Source organism: Arthrobacter sp. StoSoilB13 (assembly GCF_019977255.1).
Classification (GTDB): Bacteria; Actinomycetota; Actinomycetes; order Actinomycetales; family Micrococcaceae; genus Arthrobacter.
On the sequence record NZ_AP024649.1, the window covers coordinates 24,799 to 40,109 of the forward strand.

Consider the following 15,311-nt stretch of genomic DNA (forward strand, 5'->3'; position numbering starts at 1 on the left):
AGACGTTCACGGGCACCGAAATGTGAGGTGTGGGATCCCTAGGCGCGCCAGCGCGTAGTCATGAGGAATCCGACGATGGCGATGCCGAACCCGGCAACGATGTTCCACGAAGCCCATTCCTGCACGGGGAACTTGCCCTCGGTGATGTAGAACGTGATGATCCAGATCAGCCCCAGGATCATCAGGCCGAACATGACCGGCTTGTACCAAACGGGATTCGGCTTGTACTGCTGTGCGGCGGAAGTCTGCTGGGCCTGACGGGCAGGCCGCTTGCGGGGCTTGGACTCGGGCACGGATCCTCCTTGGCTGTTCGATTGAAACCCGATGCTGCCGGCCTTGGTATCCTGCAGGAAGGAAAAATTCCAGCGGTCAACGGCCACGCGGTGCTCCGGGTTGTTACTAGCTGTCAAGTCTAGCCGCAACCGGGGTAGGCCAGCGCCGCCCGCGCCCTACATGAGGAGACCCTGTGGCGGACCAGCAGACGACGGCGGCTGCCGCCGTGCCGTCCGCCCGCCGGAACCAGGGGAAGCCTCCCCGCGACCGGCTCACAGCCTCGGCTGTTATGCGCAAGATCAGCCAGGTACTGGGCGAGTTGCTCATTACTGCAGGCATTGTCCTCTTGCTTTTTGTGGGCTGGGAGCTGTGGTGGACCAACGTGGAGGCCGACGCAAAGCAGACCGAAGCCGTGAAGAGTTTTGCACAGGAATTTGCGGGGCCGGTAACGCCAGCCGCCAGCCAGGCCACGGACTACGGTCCGCCCGTCGTCGGGACAGCACCTGCCCATGGGAAAACGATCGGGATCATGTACATCCCGCGATTCGGTCCGGACTACACGCGGCCCATTATCGAAGGAACAGACCAGGATGTCCTGGACACGCTGGGGCCTGGGACACTACGGAAACACCAGCATGCCTGGAGCCCTCGGCAATTTCGCCGTCGCGGGGCACCGGCAAACACACGGCGCTGTACTGGATAACATCCACACCCTGGTCCCCGGGGACAAGATTTACGTCCAGACGCCAGACGGCTATTACACGTATGTCTTCCGCAACAACCAGATAGTGTTGCCCAGCCAAACCGACGTCTTGATGCCGGTCCCCACCCAACCCGGAGTCACGCCCCGTGAAAGCATCCTGACCATGACCAGTTGCAACCCGCGCTTCGGATCCCAGGAACGCATCATCGCCTACTCCGTCCTTGAGGGTTGGCAACCGGCCTCAGCCGGACCGCCGTCGGAAATAGCCGCCCAAGTAGCCCAAGCCCAAGGAAAGGGGTAACGGATGTACGCCTGGATCTTTCGGAATTTGCCCGGCCCCTTGTGGGTGCGGATACTGACATCGGTGGCGCTTGTGGCCGTAGCCCTCGTCCTGATGGTGGAGTTCCTCTTCCCGTGGTTCTCCCAATTCACTTCTTTGACCGACTCAACGATTGGTTTAGTGCAGCAGCCATGAGCTCAACAAAAATCCTCGTCGTGGACAACTACGACAGCTTCGTTTACACCCTGGTGGGCTACCTGCAGGAACTGGGCGCCGAGACAACCGTGGTCCGAAATGACGACGTGACACTCGCAGAAGCCAAGGAGCTTGCCGCAGCCCGTGATGGAGTCCTTATCTCTCCCGGTCCGGGAACCCCGGCAGAAGCCGGTGTTTGCATTGACCTCATCAAGTGGTGCGGCGAGGCCGCCAAGCCTATGTTCGGGGTGTGCCTTGGCCACCAGGCCCTTGCCGAAGCCTATGGGGGCGTTGTCACCCACGCTCCTGAGCTCATGCACGGGAAAACTTCGCCGGTGCAGCACGAAGGCAAGAGTGTCTTTGTCGGGCTTCCGTCGCCCGTAACGGCCACGCGCTACCACTCACTCGCCGCGGTTCGCGACTCGATCCCCGACGTCCTGGAGATCACAGCCGAGACCACGAACGGTGTGGTCATGGGCCTGCAGCACAAGACCGCTCCCCTCTGCGGTGTGCAGTTCCACCCGGAATCAGTCCTCACCGAAGGCGGCTACCAGATGCTGGGCAACTGGCTGGAGTCCCTCGGCATGACCGGAGCTGCCGAACGTGCTTCGAAGCTGAGTCCGCTGATCCAGCACTGACGTGTAGCGGCAGCTGAGGGGACGTGACCCGTTAGTCCTTCTTAGTGGGGGTCGGCTTGGGGTTGGAGGTATCTGTGGGCGTGGGTGTGGGCGTCGGAACCGGGGCCTTGGCTACCGTTACCGTCACTGTCTTGCCCTGATCCACTTCAGTATTGAAGGTTTCGCTTTGTGCCGTGACCTTGCCGGGGGTCACCTGGGAATTTTCTTGCTCCACCACGGCCATGACGAGGCCGTTCTCCTTAAGCAGCGCTTCGGCTTCCGACTGGGCAAGACCGATCAGTTGGGGCATCAGCACTTTGCCGGACGACACCTGCAGCTCAACGTTGGAAGCTGCGGCTATGGGCGCCCCGGGGGCGGGACCCGTGGTGATCACGAGTCCGATGGGAACCGTGGGGCTGTGCGTCCGCACGCTGGAGATGTTGCCCGTGATTCCCAGGCGCCGAAGGGTGTCGCGGGCGTCTGACTCGGTGCGGCCCACAATGTCGGCAGGGATAGTTACCGAGCTGGGACCGCTGGAGATGTTGAGGATGACCTCGGCGTTCTGTTCAAGCATGGAGCCCGCACTGGGTGAGGTGCCGATCGCCCTGTCCTTGGCAACCTTGTCACTGGCCACGCGGGCAGTTTTGGGGACCAGCTTTGCGGAGTAGAGCTCTTGCAGCGCCTGGGACTCCGACATGTTGGTCACCGAGGGAACCGCCACCTTGGCCGGCGCCGCGGGGGGCGCGTTGACCAGGCTGTAGATCCAGAATCCGGCGCCTGCGAGAACAAGGATAGTAAAGATTGCCAGCGTCGCCGCCCAAGTGCGACGGCGGGACTTCTGGTGGGAGGTCCGCTCACGTTCGGGTGGGAGGTCCAAGGGAAGCGCTTCGTCCAGCGGTTCCTCAATGGGGTCCTGGGTCACGCCGTTGTAGTGCTCGACGTCAAGGAATCCAACGGCCGTGGCGCTCAAGAGCTGCGTTTCCGGGTCTTCGGACGAAATGAGGTCGTTGGGGTCGGTGGGTGCCTCGCTGGCGGGAAGAACGGGAACGGCAATGCCATTGCTCGCGGCCCTGAGTGCCCGCCGGAAGGCAGCCGCATCCTGGAAGCGGTCCGACCGGCTCTTTTGCAGGGCCTTGGCAAGCACGGAATCCAAAGCCTCGGAAACCTCGGGGTTATGGACGCTGGGGAGGTCCGGCGTCTCCCGGACGTGCTGGTAGGCCACTGAAACCGGGCTGTCGCCTACGAATGGTGGACGGCTGGTAAGCAGTTCGTACAGGAGGCAGCCCGCAGAGTAGAGATCGCTACGGGCATCAACGGTCTCTCCCCGTGCTTGTTCGGGGGAAAGGTATTGTGCCGTTCCCACTACAGCCTGCGTCTGCGTCATGGTGGCAGCGGAGTCAGCCATGGCCCGGGCGATGCCAAAGTCCATGACCTTGACGTCCCCGGTATCAGCACAGACCATGACGTTGGCGGGTTTGATATCGCGGTGCACAATGCCCGCCCGATGGCTGTATTCCAGCGCCGCGAGGACGCCAAGGGTGTAGCCGATGGAGTCTTCAACACCAAGTTCGTGCGCTTTGATCATGTCCCGCAGCGTCCGTCCTGCGACGAACTCCATCACGATGTACGGGACACGCACGTCCTCACCCGGTCCGCCCGGGACAGAGTACTCACCGGTATCGAAGATGGCCACGATGGAAGGGTGGTTCAGGGCTGCGACAGCCTGGGCCTCGCGTTTGAAGCGGGCCTGGAACTGGGGATCGCGGGCGAGGTCGGCACGCAGGACTTTGACTGCAATGGTGCGTCCCAGGAGCGTATCCGACCCCCGGTAGACGTCTGCCATGCCGCCACGGCCGATCAGGTCACCGAGTTCGTAGCGCCCATTGAGGATGCGCTGCGAAGAGACAGGTGTACTCTCCTCTCGGTGCGCTGGACCGGGCCGTGGCGTAGACATGGCGGCTACTTAGTTGCTCGGGCTGCCGGAGCCGCTGGGGCTGGCGCTCGGGGACGTCGGATTGCTCGGTACAAGCGACTTGGACAGGTGGTATGTGACTACCGAACCAGCCGCAACCTTTGTTCCAGGGGCCGGCTCGGACCGTACGAAGGTGCCTGGTTTCTGGCCGACGGCGCCATTGACGGGATCGCCCGGGACCCACCGCAGGTTCGCTGCTTCGATCAGTCCCCGCACCTCTTCCTCGCTGAGGCCGACCCCGATGCTGGGCACGGACACCATTTCCGGACCCTTGGAGTACTGGACAGTGATAACTTCCCCTGGATCCACGGGACCCGTGGGGTTAAGGTCAGTTACCGTGCCGGCGGGGGCAGTGTTGAACACTTCCTGCCCGTTGACCTGCAGGCCCAATCCAACAAGCTGGCTGCGGACAGTCTCAAACGGTTGTCCAAGATACTCCTCAGGGATCAGGTTGATCTTCTGGGGTGTGGACTGCGTCGGTGTCGGGGAGGGGGCCTGGGACGTCTGCGTTGGTGTGGCCGATTGCGACGTTGGACTTGCGCTCCGGCTTGCGCTTGCAGAGGTGGACTCGCCCGGACCGGGATTCGGGGAGAAGAAGCCCGACTGTGAAATCAGGAAACCAACCAGTGCGAAGAGCACCAGCAGGATCAGGGCAACGAGTGGCCAGGTCCAGGGGCTGCGCTTCTTACGCTCAGGCTCGACGTCGTCGTAGTTGTCATCATCGCTGTAGATGACTTCTTCTTCGTCGTTCAGCTGCCGCTCTGCCTCCAGCGCATTCGCCCGCGCCAAATGGTTGTCCGCGGAAGCGCCGGCGGCTCCAACAGCCGCACCGGCTGCACCTCCAACGGCGGCGGTTGCGCCGAGCACCGGAAGTGCGGAAGTCGACGTCGTGGAATGCTCCTTGCCAAACGGCGAGGTAACGACGCCGGTGGGGGCCGTAGCAGTATTGACCGGTGCCGTGATGGGTCCGGTAGCGGCTTCGAAGAGGAGCATACCCGGCACCGCGGCGTGGGCAGTGGTGATATCGCCGTTGCGGATAGCCTCGGCGGCCTCCGCCAGCTTGATGGCGTTGGCTGGACGGTTCTTTGGATCCTTGGCGAGCATCGACATCAGGAGGGCACGCACCGGCGTGGGCAGCGTCTCCGGAAGTGGTGGCGGAGCGTCGTTAACCTGTGCAAGGGCAATGGCGATCTGGGATTCACCGGAGAACGGACGGTGGCCGGTGAGGCATTCGTAGCCAATGACGCCCAGCGAGTAGATGTCAGACGAGCCGGTGGCAGTTTGTCCTGTTGCCTGCTCGGGAGCAAGGTACTGGGCGGTGCCCATGACCTGGCCGGTCTGGGTCAGCGGCACCTGGTCAGCCAGGCGGGCGATACCGAAGTCGGTGACCTTGACGCGGTTGTCCGGCGTGATCAGGAGGTTGCCCGGTTTGATGTCGCGGTGGACCAGGCCCTGGGCATGTGCCACTGCCAGTGCGCGCGCCGTCTGGGAGATGATCGAAAGGGTCATGTCAGGTGACAGGACCTGCTCGCGCTCAAGGATGCCGCTCAACGGGTGGCCGGGCACCAGTTCCATGACGAGGTACGCCGAGCCGGCTTCTTCGCCGTAATCGAAGACGTTGGCAATACCCACGTGGTTAAGGAGTGCTGTGTGGCGGGCTTCGGCGCGGAAGCGCTGGAGGAAGCCGGGGTCCCCGGTGTATTCCTCCTTGAGCACCTTGATGGCAACGATCCTGCCCAGGATCTGGTCCTTGGCCTTCCAGACCTCGCCCATGCCGCCAATCGCAATGCGACTGGTCAGCTGGAACCTGCCGCCGAGTGTGATTCCCGAAGTAGGTCTCACTTATTCAACACCGCCTCAAAAATCTTCTTTGCGTTCGGACTGGTTAGCTTGGCGCCTGTGAGCACATCCACACCTTCCATGACGATGGTGACGGCCACTTGCGGATCGTTCGCCGGGGCGAACCCGGTGAACCAAGAGTTGTTCAAACCTGAATCGCCGAGCTCGGCGGTACCCGTCTTACCGGCTACCTGGACCCCCGGGACAGCAGCGCCGCTGGCGATGCCGTTGGAGACAGCGCTGCTCATCCACTGGGTGATCTGGTTCGCGATGGGTTGGGTCGTGCTGGTGCGCAGGGCCTCCGGCTTGAACTCGCTGATCACCCGGAGGTCGGGCGCACGGACTGTCTTGACCAGGTTGGGCTTCATCTGCACACCACCGTTGGCAATTGCCGCAGTCATCAGGTTGATCTGGAGCGGGGTTGCCTTGACGTCACGCTGCCCCACTGAGGACTGGGCAAGCTGGGCCTGGTCCAGGTCCTTCGGGAAGACGCTGATGGCTTGCTGGAGCTTGAGCTGCTCGCCGAAGGTGTCCCCGAAGCCGAACTTCTCTGCCTGATCCCGGATGGCGTCCTGGCCCAGGTCCAGCGCGATGCTCGCAAAGGGAGTGTTGCATGACTGTTCCAGGGCGAAGGAGAACGTTGCCGTTTCACGGACGTTGCAGTTGCCGCCGGCGTAGTTGGGCAGGCTAGCACTGGATCCGGGCAAGGGCAGGCTGCTGGGGTTCGGCAGCTCGCTGTCCTTGTTGTACTTGCCGGAATTCAGGGCGGCCGCTGTGTCCACGAGCTTGAACACCGAGCCCGGGGACAACAAGTTACCCGTGGGCCCGCTGAGGTTCTGGTTCAAGTTGATGCCGGGAATCTTGTTCAGCTCGGCGTAGTTGGCCGCTGCGGCAGCAGTGTCGTGTGTAGCAATCAGGTTGGGGTCGTAGGACGGCTTGGAAACCATGGCAAGGATGGCGCCGGTTTTCGGGTTGGTCACAACGATCGAGCCACGCTGGCCCTCGGGGATGAGGTCGTAGGCAAGCTGCTGGATGGCGGGATCGAGCGTGAGTTCCACAGAGGCGCCCTTGGGCTCATTCCCAAGGAACATCTGGCTGACGCGGTCCAGGAACAGTTGGTCGGAGTTGCCGGCCAACTGGTCGCTGAGGGACTGTTCGAGCCCGGTGGAACCAAATCCCCTGGAGAAGTATCCCGTGATGCCCGCATAAAGTTCCGGCTGGGTGTACTTGCGTTGGAACGCGCAGGACTCGTTACCCGGAACGGACTCTGCAATCGGTTTACCGGCAACGATGATCGCCCCGCGGTCGTTGCAGAATGTTGCCAGGATTGCCCGCTGATTCCATGGATTGGCGTTGAGATCGTCAGCGCCAATGACCTGGACATAGCTGATGGCGCCGAAAATCAAGGCGAACATGGCGACGGCAGCCATCCACGAACTTCTAATTGCCTGGTTCATGGATGCTTCACCGCTTCCGTGGGCGCGCCCGGCGTGGGTACGGAAGCTGACTTGCGGGCGGCCGGGTTGGTGCTGCTTGCAGGAGGTTTATTCACCATCGGAGTGGTATCTATGGGCCCGCGGGCCGTGTTGGAGATCATGAGCAGGAGGCCGACGATTATCCAGTTGGCCAGGAGGGAGGATCCACCGGCGGCCAAGAATGGCGTGGTGAGGCCGGTCAGCGGAATAAGTCTGGTGACGCCGCCGATGACCACGAAGCACTGGAGCGCGATTGCGAAGGAGAGCCCGCACGCCAGCAACTTGCCGAACGCATCCCGGGTGCCCAGTGCGGCGCGGAAACCGCGGGTAAAAAGCAACAGGTAGAGCATCACGACAGCGAACAGGCCGATGAGGCCGAGTTCTTCGCCAATGAGTGCCACGATCATGTCGCTGTTGGCGAAGGGCACCAGGTCCGGCCGGCCCTGGCCAAGGCCCGTGCCCACAAGGCCGCCGTCAGCCATACCGAACAGGCCCTTGGACGATCTGCCCGCTGCCACCGGGTGACCTGCCAAAGACTTCGGGAGTGAACGCGTTGATCCAGCTATCGATCCTGAAGGCAACGTGCGAGAAGATCCTGGAAGCAATGAATCCGCCCCCAAGTATCAGGGCAAGGCCGATCACCACCCATGAGATGCGGCTCGTAGCGACGTAGATCATCACAATGAAGAGGCCGAAGAACAGGACTGACGATCCGAGGTCGCGCTGGAATACGAGGACGCCAATGCTCACCAACCAGGCAGTGATCATGGGACCCAGGTCCTTGAACCGCGGGAACTGCATGGGGCCGATTTTGCGTCCGGCCAGCAGGATGAGGTCCCGGTTGGAGGATAGATACCCGGCGAAGAATATTGCCAGGGTGATCTTGGCAATTTCGCCTGGCTGGAACGTCATCGGGCCGATTCTGATCCACACGCTTGCACCCAGCACTTCACCGGCAGAGATGCCCGGAACGAGCGGCAGGATCAGAAGGAAAGCACTCGCTGCCAAGGAAATGTAGGTAAACCGGCGCAAGATGCGGTGGTCCTTGAGGAACCAAATCACAGCGATGGATACTGCCATGGCAATAAGCGTCCAACGGAGCTGGTTATTACCGGTATCGTCCCCGGGCCCGTCCATGCGGTGGATCAAAGCGAGTCCGAGCCCGTTCAAGGCAACAACGATCGGAAGTATTACTGGATCGGCATACTTAGCGCGCAACCTCAGAACTACGTGGAAGGCAAAGGCTGCGACAGCAAGCAGGCTCGATTGGAACCAGAAGTCGCTGTCGAGTCCACTTTCGGAATTGATGCTCACCAGAGCACTGGCGCCGATGCCAACGGCAAGCGCAAGCACGATGAGCACCAGCTCAACATTGCGGCGCGGTTTGGCCGCGGTCTCAGTCTGGATCATTTTGCCGCCTCACAGGGAGTCGGTACGGGCGAAGGCGTAGGGCTGGCAATGGCCGCTGTACTGGGAATTGGAACACTGGTTGTCGCTGACGGAGTCGGGGAAGGAGTGGTGCTGGGGCAGGTTCCCGACGTACTGCCGTAGTTCTTCAGGTTCTCCACAATACGTTGTGCATCATCAAGGTCTCCGGCAGGAACGGTCTGCCGAACACTCTGTTGACCATACTCGGGAAGGGACTCAACACGGAGGTCGGTGACAGCCTCGAGCCGGGACAACTGGATGGGGCCGAGCCGCTGCGAAATGCCGTTGAAGATTGCTACGCGGGAATCGTACTCTCCAACGTAATAGCGGGTCTGCGTCCAGGCGTAGCCAAGCCATAGGCCCACCACGACGCCGAGCACAACAACAGCTGCGACGGCGGGCATGAGCCAGCGGATGCGGCGTCGTGCCGGTTCTTCGACTTCCAGACGATCCTGTTCGGCTTTGTGGGTGAGCACAGTAGCCGCACGTCGAGCAACGGTACGCCCTGCCACAGTGGGGATGGATCCGGTCTCGGCCGCCGTAGCCGCTGCACCCACGAGCTCGTGGGGACGGCTGGCGAGTTCCTCTCGGAGGACCTCGGCGGAAAGATGCTCACCCAGATGCGGGTCAGTATTGGTGGGCGGTTCTTTGGAGGTTCCGTCTTCGTCAGCGGACTCAGCCTTCTCCGCAGCTGGGCCGCCCTCCGTAGCTGGGCCGCCCTCCGCTGTTGGGTCGACAGGGCTGGAAGATGAACCGGCGTCGGCAACCTTGCCATCATTGGGCGCTGTTGCCTTAAGCTCGCCCGGACTGGCGTCTGCGAGCTTGGTGGCGGAGGGACCTTCCGTCGGCTTGCCTGCAGCAGATGATTCCGGCCCCGTCCACCGCGGCAAGCGCCGCAGGAGGAACGACGTCGACGGCGGCCGTGTTGACGTCGTCGACGGTCTCCTCAACGATTTCCAGCACGACCACGGTGACGTTGTCCGGAGCGCCGGCTTCCAACGTGAGATTAACGAGGATTTCTGCGCATTCCCGCAGGTCCTTGGTTTCCCGGAATACCCGCTCCACCACGTGCCCTGCCACATAGTTGAGGCCATCCGAGCAGAGCAACCAGCGTTCGCCCGGTTCGACGTCGAGGGCATCCAAGTCCAGCTCAGGGCTGGCGTCGACGTCACCCAGGACGCGCATCAGGACGTTCTTGTGGGGATGTGTTTCGGCTTCTTCGGGGCGGAGCCGGCCTTCATCAATAAGGCGTTGAACGAACGTGTGGTCAATGCTGACTTGCTCGAACTTCTTGTTCCGCAGGCGGTAGGCCCGGGAATCGCCGATGTGGGCGAAATGGAGTTTGCGGCCCTCGAGGAGCAGGGCGGTGACGGTGGTGCCCATGCCGGAAAGCTTGGGATTCTGATGAACCAGCTCGGACAGCAGCGAATTGGCGGTCTGGATCTCATCGGCGAGGATCGTATCGGCGCCCTCGGGGTAGTCATCATGATCGAGGTGGATCATGTCCAGCACCGTGGAGGCCGAGGCGACGTCTCCGCCTGCATGTCCGCCCATTCCATCGGCAACGACTGCAAGATGGCGGCCCACATACGCGGAGTCGTCATTCTTGGAGCGGATCCGTCCGACGTCGGATCGCGCGGCGTAGCGCATGATGAGTGGGCGCTCCGTAGGCGTTTCCTTGCCTTCCGGGGTCTCGGGAGAGGCCATGGACTACGGCCTCAATTCAATAACCGTCTTGCCGATTCTCACGGGAACGCCAAGCTCCACCGGCAGGGCACGGGTGAGCTGCTGATCGGCCAGGTAGGTGCCGTTGGTGGACCCAAGGTCCTCAATGAACCAGCGGCTGCCCTGCGGGAACAAGCGTGCATGCCGGCCGGAAGCGTAGTCGTCTTCCAGGACCAGCGTGGCTTCCTGCGCGCGGCCCAACAGGATGGGGCTTGCCGCCAAGGGAAGTGTGGTGCCCTTGAGGGGGCCCTCAGTGACCACCAAATTGCGCGCATGCTGGATGGCGGGCGGCGGGGAAGCTGCCAATTCGGGGTGCTTGCGGACCTCGCGTGCTGTCGGGGCTCCGGTCACAGCCTTGCGGCCGATCTGGAAGTCGCGGCGCATGGTGGACACGATGCTGAAGATCAAGACCCACAGCAACAGCAGGAAACCGAAGCGAAGTGCCGTGATGGTCAGTTCGCTGATGTCGTTCACGCGTGGCCACCCAGGGTCTGGGGGAGGAGGCGGAAAATGATCTTGGTACGTCCCATCGTGATGGTTGAGCCGTCAGTGAGCTCCACGCTGCCGTCCACCTTGTGACCGTTGACGTAACTGCCATTGGTGGAACCAAGGTCAACGGCCCCACGTAGTGCCGTTCTGGGTGCGGACCTCAAGGTGCTTCCTGGAAACTCCGGTGTCATCCACCAGGATGTCCGCTTCCGAAGAGCGGCCCAGCACGACCGACTGGGCATTGAGGGAATAGCGCTGGCCGGCAATGTCCAGGACAGGCTGGAGTCGGGTGGGCTGCCGGGCGGGTGCAGCTGGAACATTCGGCCGCGGGGCTTGTGGTGCGGCAGCGGCGTCGTCGGAGGATTTCTCGGTCCGGGAAGTTATTTCGAAGTGACCGGCGCGTTCCTCCTCATTTCGACGGAACGAAATCCGGACCGCGCCCTGGAGAGTGTAGCCCTGGCTGCGAACGTGCTGGATGACTACATCGCACAGTTCCTCAGCCAGTGGAGTCCCCCACTCCTGGGCACGTCCAAAATCTTCGTCGCTGAGGAGGACATCGAACACATTGGGGGCGAGAGTGCGCCCGGCTGCGATGGTGATGGACTTATTGTCCAGCTCGCGCCGTAGCTTGCTCGCGATTTCCACAGGCTCAACACGTGCCCGCGACCCCGTGGAGAAGACATTGCGGACAGCCTTTTCAATGCCGCGCTCGACTTTGTCCAGCAAACCCATGGTCCTTCTCCTTTCCTCGCCGCGGCACCCACTGTGCCTGGTTCAATACTCGGTGCTTCGACCCGTCCACGCACACAGCAAAGTGAGCGCCGAACGGCCCTTCCACTTCCCGATACTACTGGGAGTGTCTGGGAATGGCCTTAATCCACAACGCCTTACGACGCGGAAAAGTTCGATTCCGGCCCGTTCTGCCGGGGGAGCCAGGGGGTGAAATTTCCGTGCCGTTAAGCAAAAGTTGTATGGCTTGGGCACCTCCCAGCAGCGTTGCCCACAGCCCGGCAGCGACTCGATTGGTGTTTTGTCTGGAATGTCCGTTATGCTTGATCTCGCTGCTTTTGAAGGAAACGAAGCTGGGAGACCGGTGGAAGTCCTGAAAAAGAAGTTGCGCGCGAGTGGCGGAACGGCAGACGCGCTGGCTTCAGGTGCCAGTATCCGAAAGGGTGTGGGGGTTCAAATCCCCCCTCGCGCACGCAATTGAAAGAGCCCCGGTCTTAGGATCGGGGCTCTTTTGTTGTTTCCCCAACTCAGTCGCAGTAGTGCGCGTTTAGACGGCTCTAAACGCGCACTAATGCGACTCAGTTGGGCTGCGAAGCGGGAGGTCAGCCGCGCGGCGAACCCTTGAACCGGCGTCGTGAATTGCTCAGGTGAAGGCGCATCGCTGCGGCGGCAGCGGCTGGGTCGCGGTCGGCGATGGCTGCGTATATAGAGGAGTGCTCGTGGACCACTTGTTCGAACCGTTCCCGGGAGTCCTGCTCTTCACTGCCCAGGAGGCGCGTGCGTGGCATGGTGATCATTGTTTGACCCAGGGCGGTGATGCAGTCCGTATAAAAGGGATTGCCTGACGCTGCAGCAACGGCCCGGTGGAATTCGAAGTCAGCCTTCATGGAGTGGGCCGGGTGGCCCGAACTCGCGGTGAATTGCTCCAGTGCACCATGCACTGCCTTCAATTGATGGCCCGTGTGGTTCAGGGCCGCCAAGGCTGCTGCTTCGGTCTCGACGCCGATCCGGAAGTCGAGCATCTGCAGCCGCTCTTCCATGCTGGATACCGGACGGGTTCCGGGGGCCTGCGTAGGTCCGTCCGCCGGCGGGGTCAGTGCGAAACTGCCCCGTCCACGTTCAGTTTCGACAAGTCCTTCAGCCTGCAGGCGGGTCAGGGCGGAGCGGACCACTGTCCGGCTGACGCCGAATTCGCTGATGAGGGTGTTTTCGCTGGGGAGTTTCTCACCTGGCTGGATGACGCCGTCGACGATGCGGGTGCGAAGGTCGGCGGCGAGATCCGCAGTCAGGTTTCGGCTCATGGGTTCAAGATTACGCGCCGAATTCCACGGATTCGGTGGTCCAGGCGCGGGCCTGCCCGCTCAGCGTAACGCCCAGTCCGGGGCGGTCCGGAACGATCATCCGGCCATTTTTGGTCTCCAGGCGTTCCTCAAAGAGGGGATCCAGCCAATCGAAGTGCTCCACCCAGGGTTCCCGCGGATAGGCAGCGGCCAAGTGCAGGTGGATCTCCATGGCAAAGTGCGGAGCCAGGCCAAGACCGCGCTCATCCGCAAGCGCAGCGAGGCGCAGGAACTGGGATATGCCGCCAACGCGGGGTGCATCGGGCTGGATGATGTCACAACTGTTGGCGTTGATAAGGCCCTTGTGTTCCGCCACGGAGGCCAGCATCTCGCCCGTGGCGATGGGCGTATCCAAAACCTGGGCAAGGTGCGCGTGGCCCTCAAAATCGTAGGCGTCCAGCGGCTCTTCGATCCAAATGAGGTTGAATTCCTCAAGCTGGCGGCCCATGCGCAGGGCAGTCGCACGGTCCCACTGTTGGTTGGCGTCCACCATGAGCGGTACGTCCCAGCCGATGTGCTCGCGGACGCCGGCCACGCGACGGAGGTCTTCCTTGGAATCCGGGAGGCCAACCTTGATCTTGATGCCACCAATGCCTTCTTCAATGGACTGCGTTGCGCGTGCCTTGACCTCTTCCAACGTGGCGTTGAGGAAGCCGCCGGAGGTGTTGTAGGTCTGCACGGAGTCGCGATATGAGCCCAGCAGTTTGGTCAAGGGGAGTCCGGCGCGCTTGGCTTTGAGGTCGTAAAGCGCGATGTCGATGGCAGCCAGGGCCTGGGTTGCAACGCCCGAGCGGCCCACTGATGCTCCGGACCACAGAAGCTTGGTGTAGATCCTGCCGATGTCGTTGGGGTCCTCGCCAATGATGCCCTCGGCAACCTCCTTCGCGTGGGCGTACTGTGCGGGACCGCCGGCGCGTTTTGAGTAGCTGAACCCGATGCCGCTGTGGCCTTGCTCCGTGGTGATCTCGGCGAAGAGGAACACTACTTCGGTCATCGGCTTTTGGCGGCCCGTGAACACCTTGGCGTCGCTGATGGGCACGGTGAGGGGCAAACGGGCCGTTGACAGTTTGATGTGGCGAATGAGATCTACAGGGCTCATGGTTCTCCTAAGGTGCGGGCATCTTTGCCTGAAACTTAGGATACAAGTTATTAACTTGTAGTACAAGAAATTATGTTCCGCAAGCTCTGGCACGCCGTCAGGCCGGTGCCTAGACTGACAGCACAATCGGCGGAGCTCCCGCAGATGGCGGGGACGTGTTCCGCCGGAACCTGATCCAGGGAGCATCATGCGTCACTCAAACCACAGCACTGTCATCGCTCGGGGCAGATTCCTGCGCCGGGACCCGTCACAGCCCCGAACCAGGGCTGTGCGCCGCGTCTTCGCGGGCGTAGTCGCCCTTGTGCTCGCGGCCTTCTTCGGCCCCGCGCCGTTGGCCTCTGCCGCCCGGGCCACGGATTACCTCATCCCCCTGCCTGGAGCCTCATCGGCCGAAGGAATTGCCGCCGGCGCAGGAACGACGTTCTACGCCGGAGACTTTGGAAACGGAGACATCTTCCGCGGCGACGTCCGCCAGCAAACGGCGTCACTTTTCATCGACGTGCCTGATGGCCGGGCCGCTGTCGGGATGACCGCGGATGTGGGCAACAGCCTGTTGTTTGTCGCTGGGGGCGGGACCGGGCAAGCTTACGTCTACAACACAGATACACGCCAGACGGTCGCCGTGCTCCAACTGACCACCGGTCCAGCGTTTATCAACGACGTTGCTTTGACCCCTGAAGGCGCCTGGTTCACGAATTCCGTGGCCGCTGAACTGTACCTTGTTCCGGTTGGGCAGGACGGCGAACTCGGCAGTGTCCGGACACTTTCTCTGTCCGGTCCCGCGAATGACACGACGTCGCAGTTCAACCTCAACGGCATCGCAGCAACTCCGGACGGCGAGAGCCTCATCGTCGCCCATTCAGGAAACGGCGCCCTCTACACGGTCGACCCTGCAACGGGTGCAAGCGAAATAATCGAGGGCGTCAGCGTTCCCGCCGTCGATGGCATCGTAGTTAAGGGCAACCAGCTTTGGGCGGTGCAGAACATGCTCAACCAGGTCAGCAGGTTCGTGTTGGACGATGACCAGGAATCCGGGAAGCTGAAGGGCGTCATCACCAGTGGGCTCTTCAAGACTCCAACGACGGCGGCCCCTGTTCGGTGACACGCTCGCCGTGGTGAACGCAAAGTTCTTCCAGCCGGGGTCCAC

9 protein-coding genes, 1 tRNA gene and 4 pseudogenes are annotated in these 15,311 nt (G+C 62.1%); 4 read left to right on the forward strand and 10 right to left on the reverse strand.

Features of this window, described 5'->3' with window-relative positions; translation table 11 throughout:
• Positions 1-38 precede the first annotated feature (38 nt).
• Positions 39-293, reverse strand: coding sequence for a cell division protein CrgA (locus LDP01_RS18590; RefSeq protein ID WP_224094519.1), 255 nt, complete (start codon positions 291-293; stop codon positions 39-41).
• Positions 294-562: 269 nt separating this feature from the next.
• On the opposite strand from LDP01_RS18590, the pseudogene LDP01_RS18595 reads away from it, so the two are divergent.
• Both LDP01_RS18595 and LDP01_RS18600 read left to right on the forward strand, forming a co-directional pair.
• Positions 563-1,277 (forward strand): annotated as a pseudogene (locus LDP01_RS18595) (class E sortase).
• 170 nt (positions 1,278-1,447) lie between these two features.
• Positions 1,448-2,089, forward strand: a complete 642-nt coding sequence (locus LDP01_RS18600; RefSeq protein WP_224094520.1) for an aminodeoxychorismate/anthranilate synthase component II — start codon at positions 1,448-1,450, stop codon at positions 2,087-2,089.
• A 31-nt stretch (positions 2,090-2,120) separates the two neighbouring features.
• Here the strand turns inward: LDP01_RS18600 and pknB are convergent, their stop codons facing one another.
• From pknB to LDP01_RS18635, 7 genes and pseudogenes are all read right to left on the reverse strand, one after another.
• Entirely contained in the window at positions 2,121-4,022 is a 1,902-nt protein-coding gene (pknB, locus tag LDP01_RS18605; protein WP_224094522.1) for a Stk1 family PASTA domain-containing Ser/Thr kinase, read from the reverse strand.
• A gap of 9 nt (positions 4,023-4,031) precedes the next feature.
• Positions 4,032-5,882 carry a protein kinase domain-containing protein gene (locus tag LDP01_RS18610; RefSeq protein WP_224094523.1) on the reverse strand — a complete coding sequence of 617 codons (1,851 nt, stop codon included), beginning with the start codon at positions 5,880-5,882 and terminating at the stop codon, positions 4,032-4,034.
• On the reverse strand, positions 5,879-7,336 hold the full coding sequence (locus LDP01_RS18615) for a penicillin-binding transpeptidase domain-containing protein (protein WP_224094524.1): 1,458 nt from the start codon (positions 7,334-7,336) through the stop codon (positions 5,879-5,881). Before LDP01_RS18615 ends, LDP01_RS18610 begins: the two co-directional genes overlap by 4 nt.
• Positions 7,333-8,764, reverse strand: a pseudogene (locus LDP01_RS18620) (FtsW/RodA/SpoVE family cell cycle protein). Before LDP01_RS18620 ends, LDP01_RS18615 begins: the two are co-directional and overlap by 4 nt.
• Positions 8,761-10,489 (reverse strand): annotated as a pseudogene (locus LDP01_RS18625) (PP2C family protein-serine/threonine phosphatase). Before LDP01_RS18625 ends, LDP01_RS18620 begins: the two co-directional pseudogenes overlap by 4 nt.
• Before the next feature lie 3 nt (positions 10,490-10,492).
• Complete coding sequence (locus LDP01_RS18630) at positions 10,493-10,972, reverse strand: FHA domain-containing protein FhaB/FipA (RefSeq protein WP_224095160.1); 480 nt, start codon at positions 10,970-10,972, stop codon at positions 10,493-10,495.
• A gap of 5 nt (positions 10,973-10,977) precedes the next feature.
• Positions 10,978-11,728 (reverse strand): annotated as a pseudogene (locus LDP01_RS18635) (FHA domain-containing protein).
• Between the two features lie 386 nt (positions 11,729-12,114).
• Here LDP01_RS18635 and LDP01_RS18640 point away from each other — a divergent pair.
• Positions 12,115-12,197 (forward strand) — tRNA-Leu (locus tag LDP01_RS18640).
• Between the two features lie 130 nt (positions 12,198-12,327).
• Here LDP01_RS18640 and LDP01_RS18645 read toward each other — a convergent pair.
• Together LDP01_RS18645 and LDP01_RS18650 are read right to left on the reverse strand one after the other, a co-directional pair.
• Entirely contained in the window at positions 12,328-13,026 is a 699-nt protein-coding gene (locus LDP01_RS18645; RefSeq protein ID WP_224094525.1) for a FadR/GntR family transcriptional regulator, read from the reverse strand.
• Positions 13,027-13,036: 10 nt separating this feature from the next.
• Positions 13,037-14,164, reverse strand: coding sequence for an L-talarate/galactarate dehydratase (locus LDP01_RS18650; RefSeq protein WP_224094526.1), 1,128 nt, complete (start codon positions 14,162-14,164; stop codon positions 13,037-13,039).
• A 187-nt stretch (positions 14,165-14,351) separates the two neighbouring features.
• Between LDP01_RS18650 and LDP01_RS18655 the strand changes: the two genes are divergently transcribed.
• Complete coding sequence (locus LDP01_RS18655; RefSeq protein ID WP_346658945.1) at positions 14,352-15,266, forward strand: SMP-30/gluconolactonase/LRE family protein; 915 nt, start codon at positions 14,352-14,354, stop codon at positions 15,264-15,266.
• Positions 15,267-15,311 lie beyond the last annotated feature (45 nt).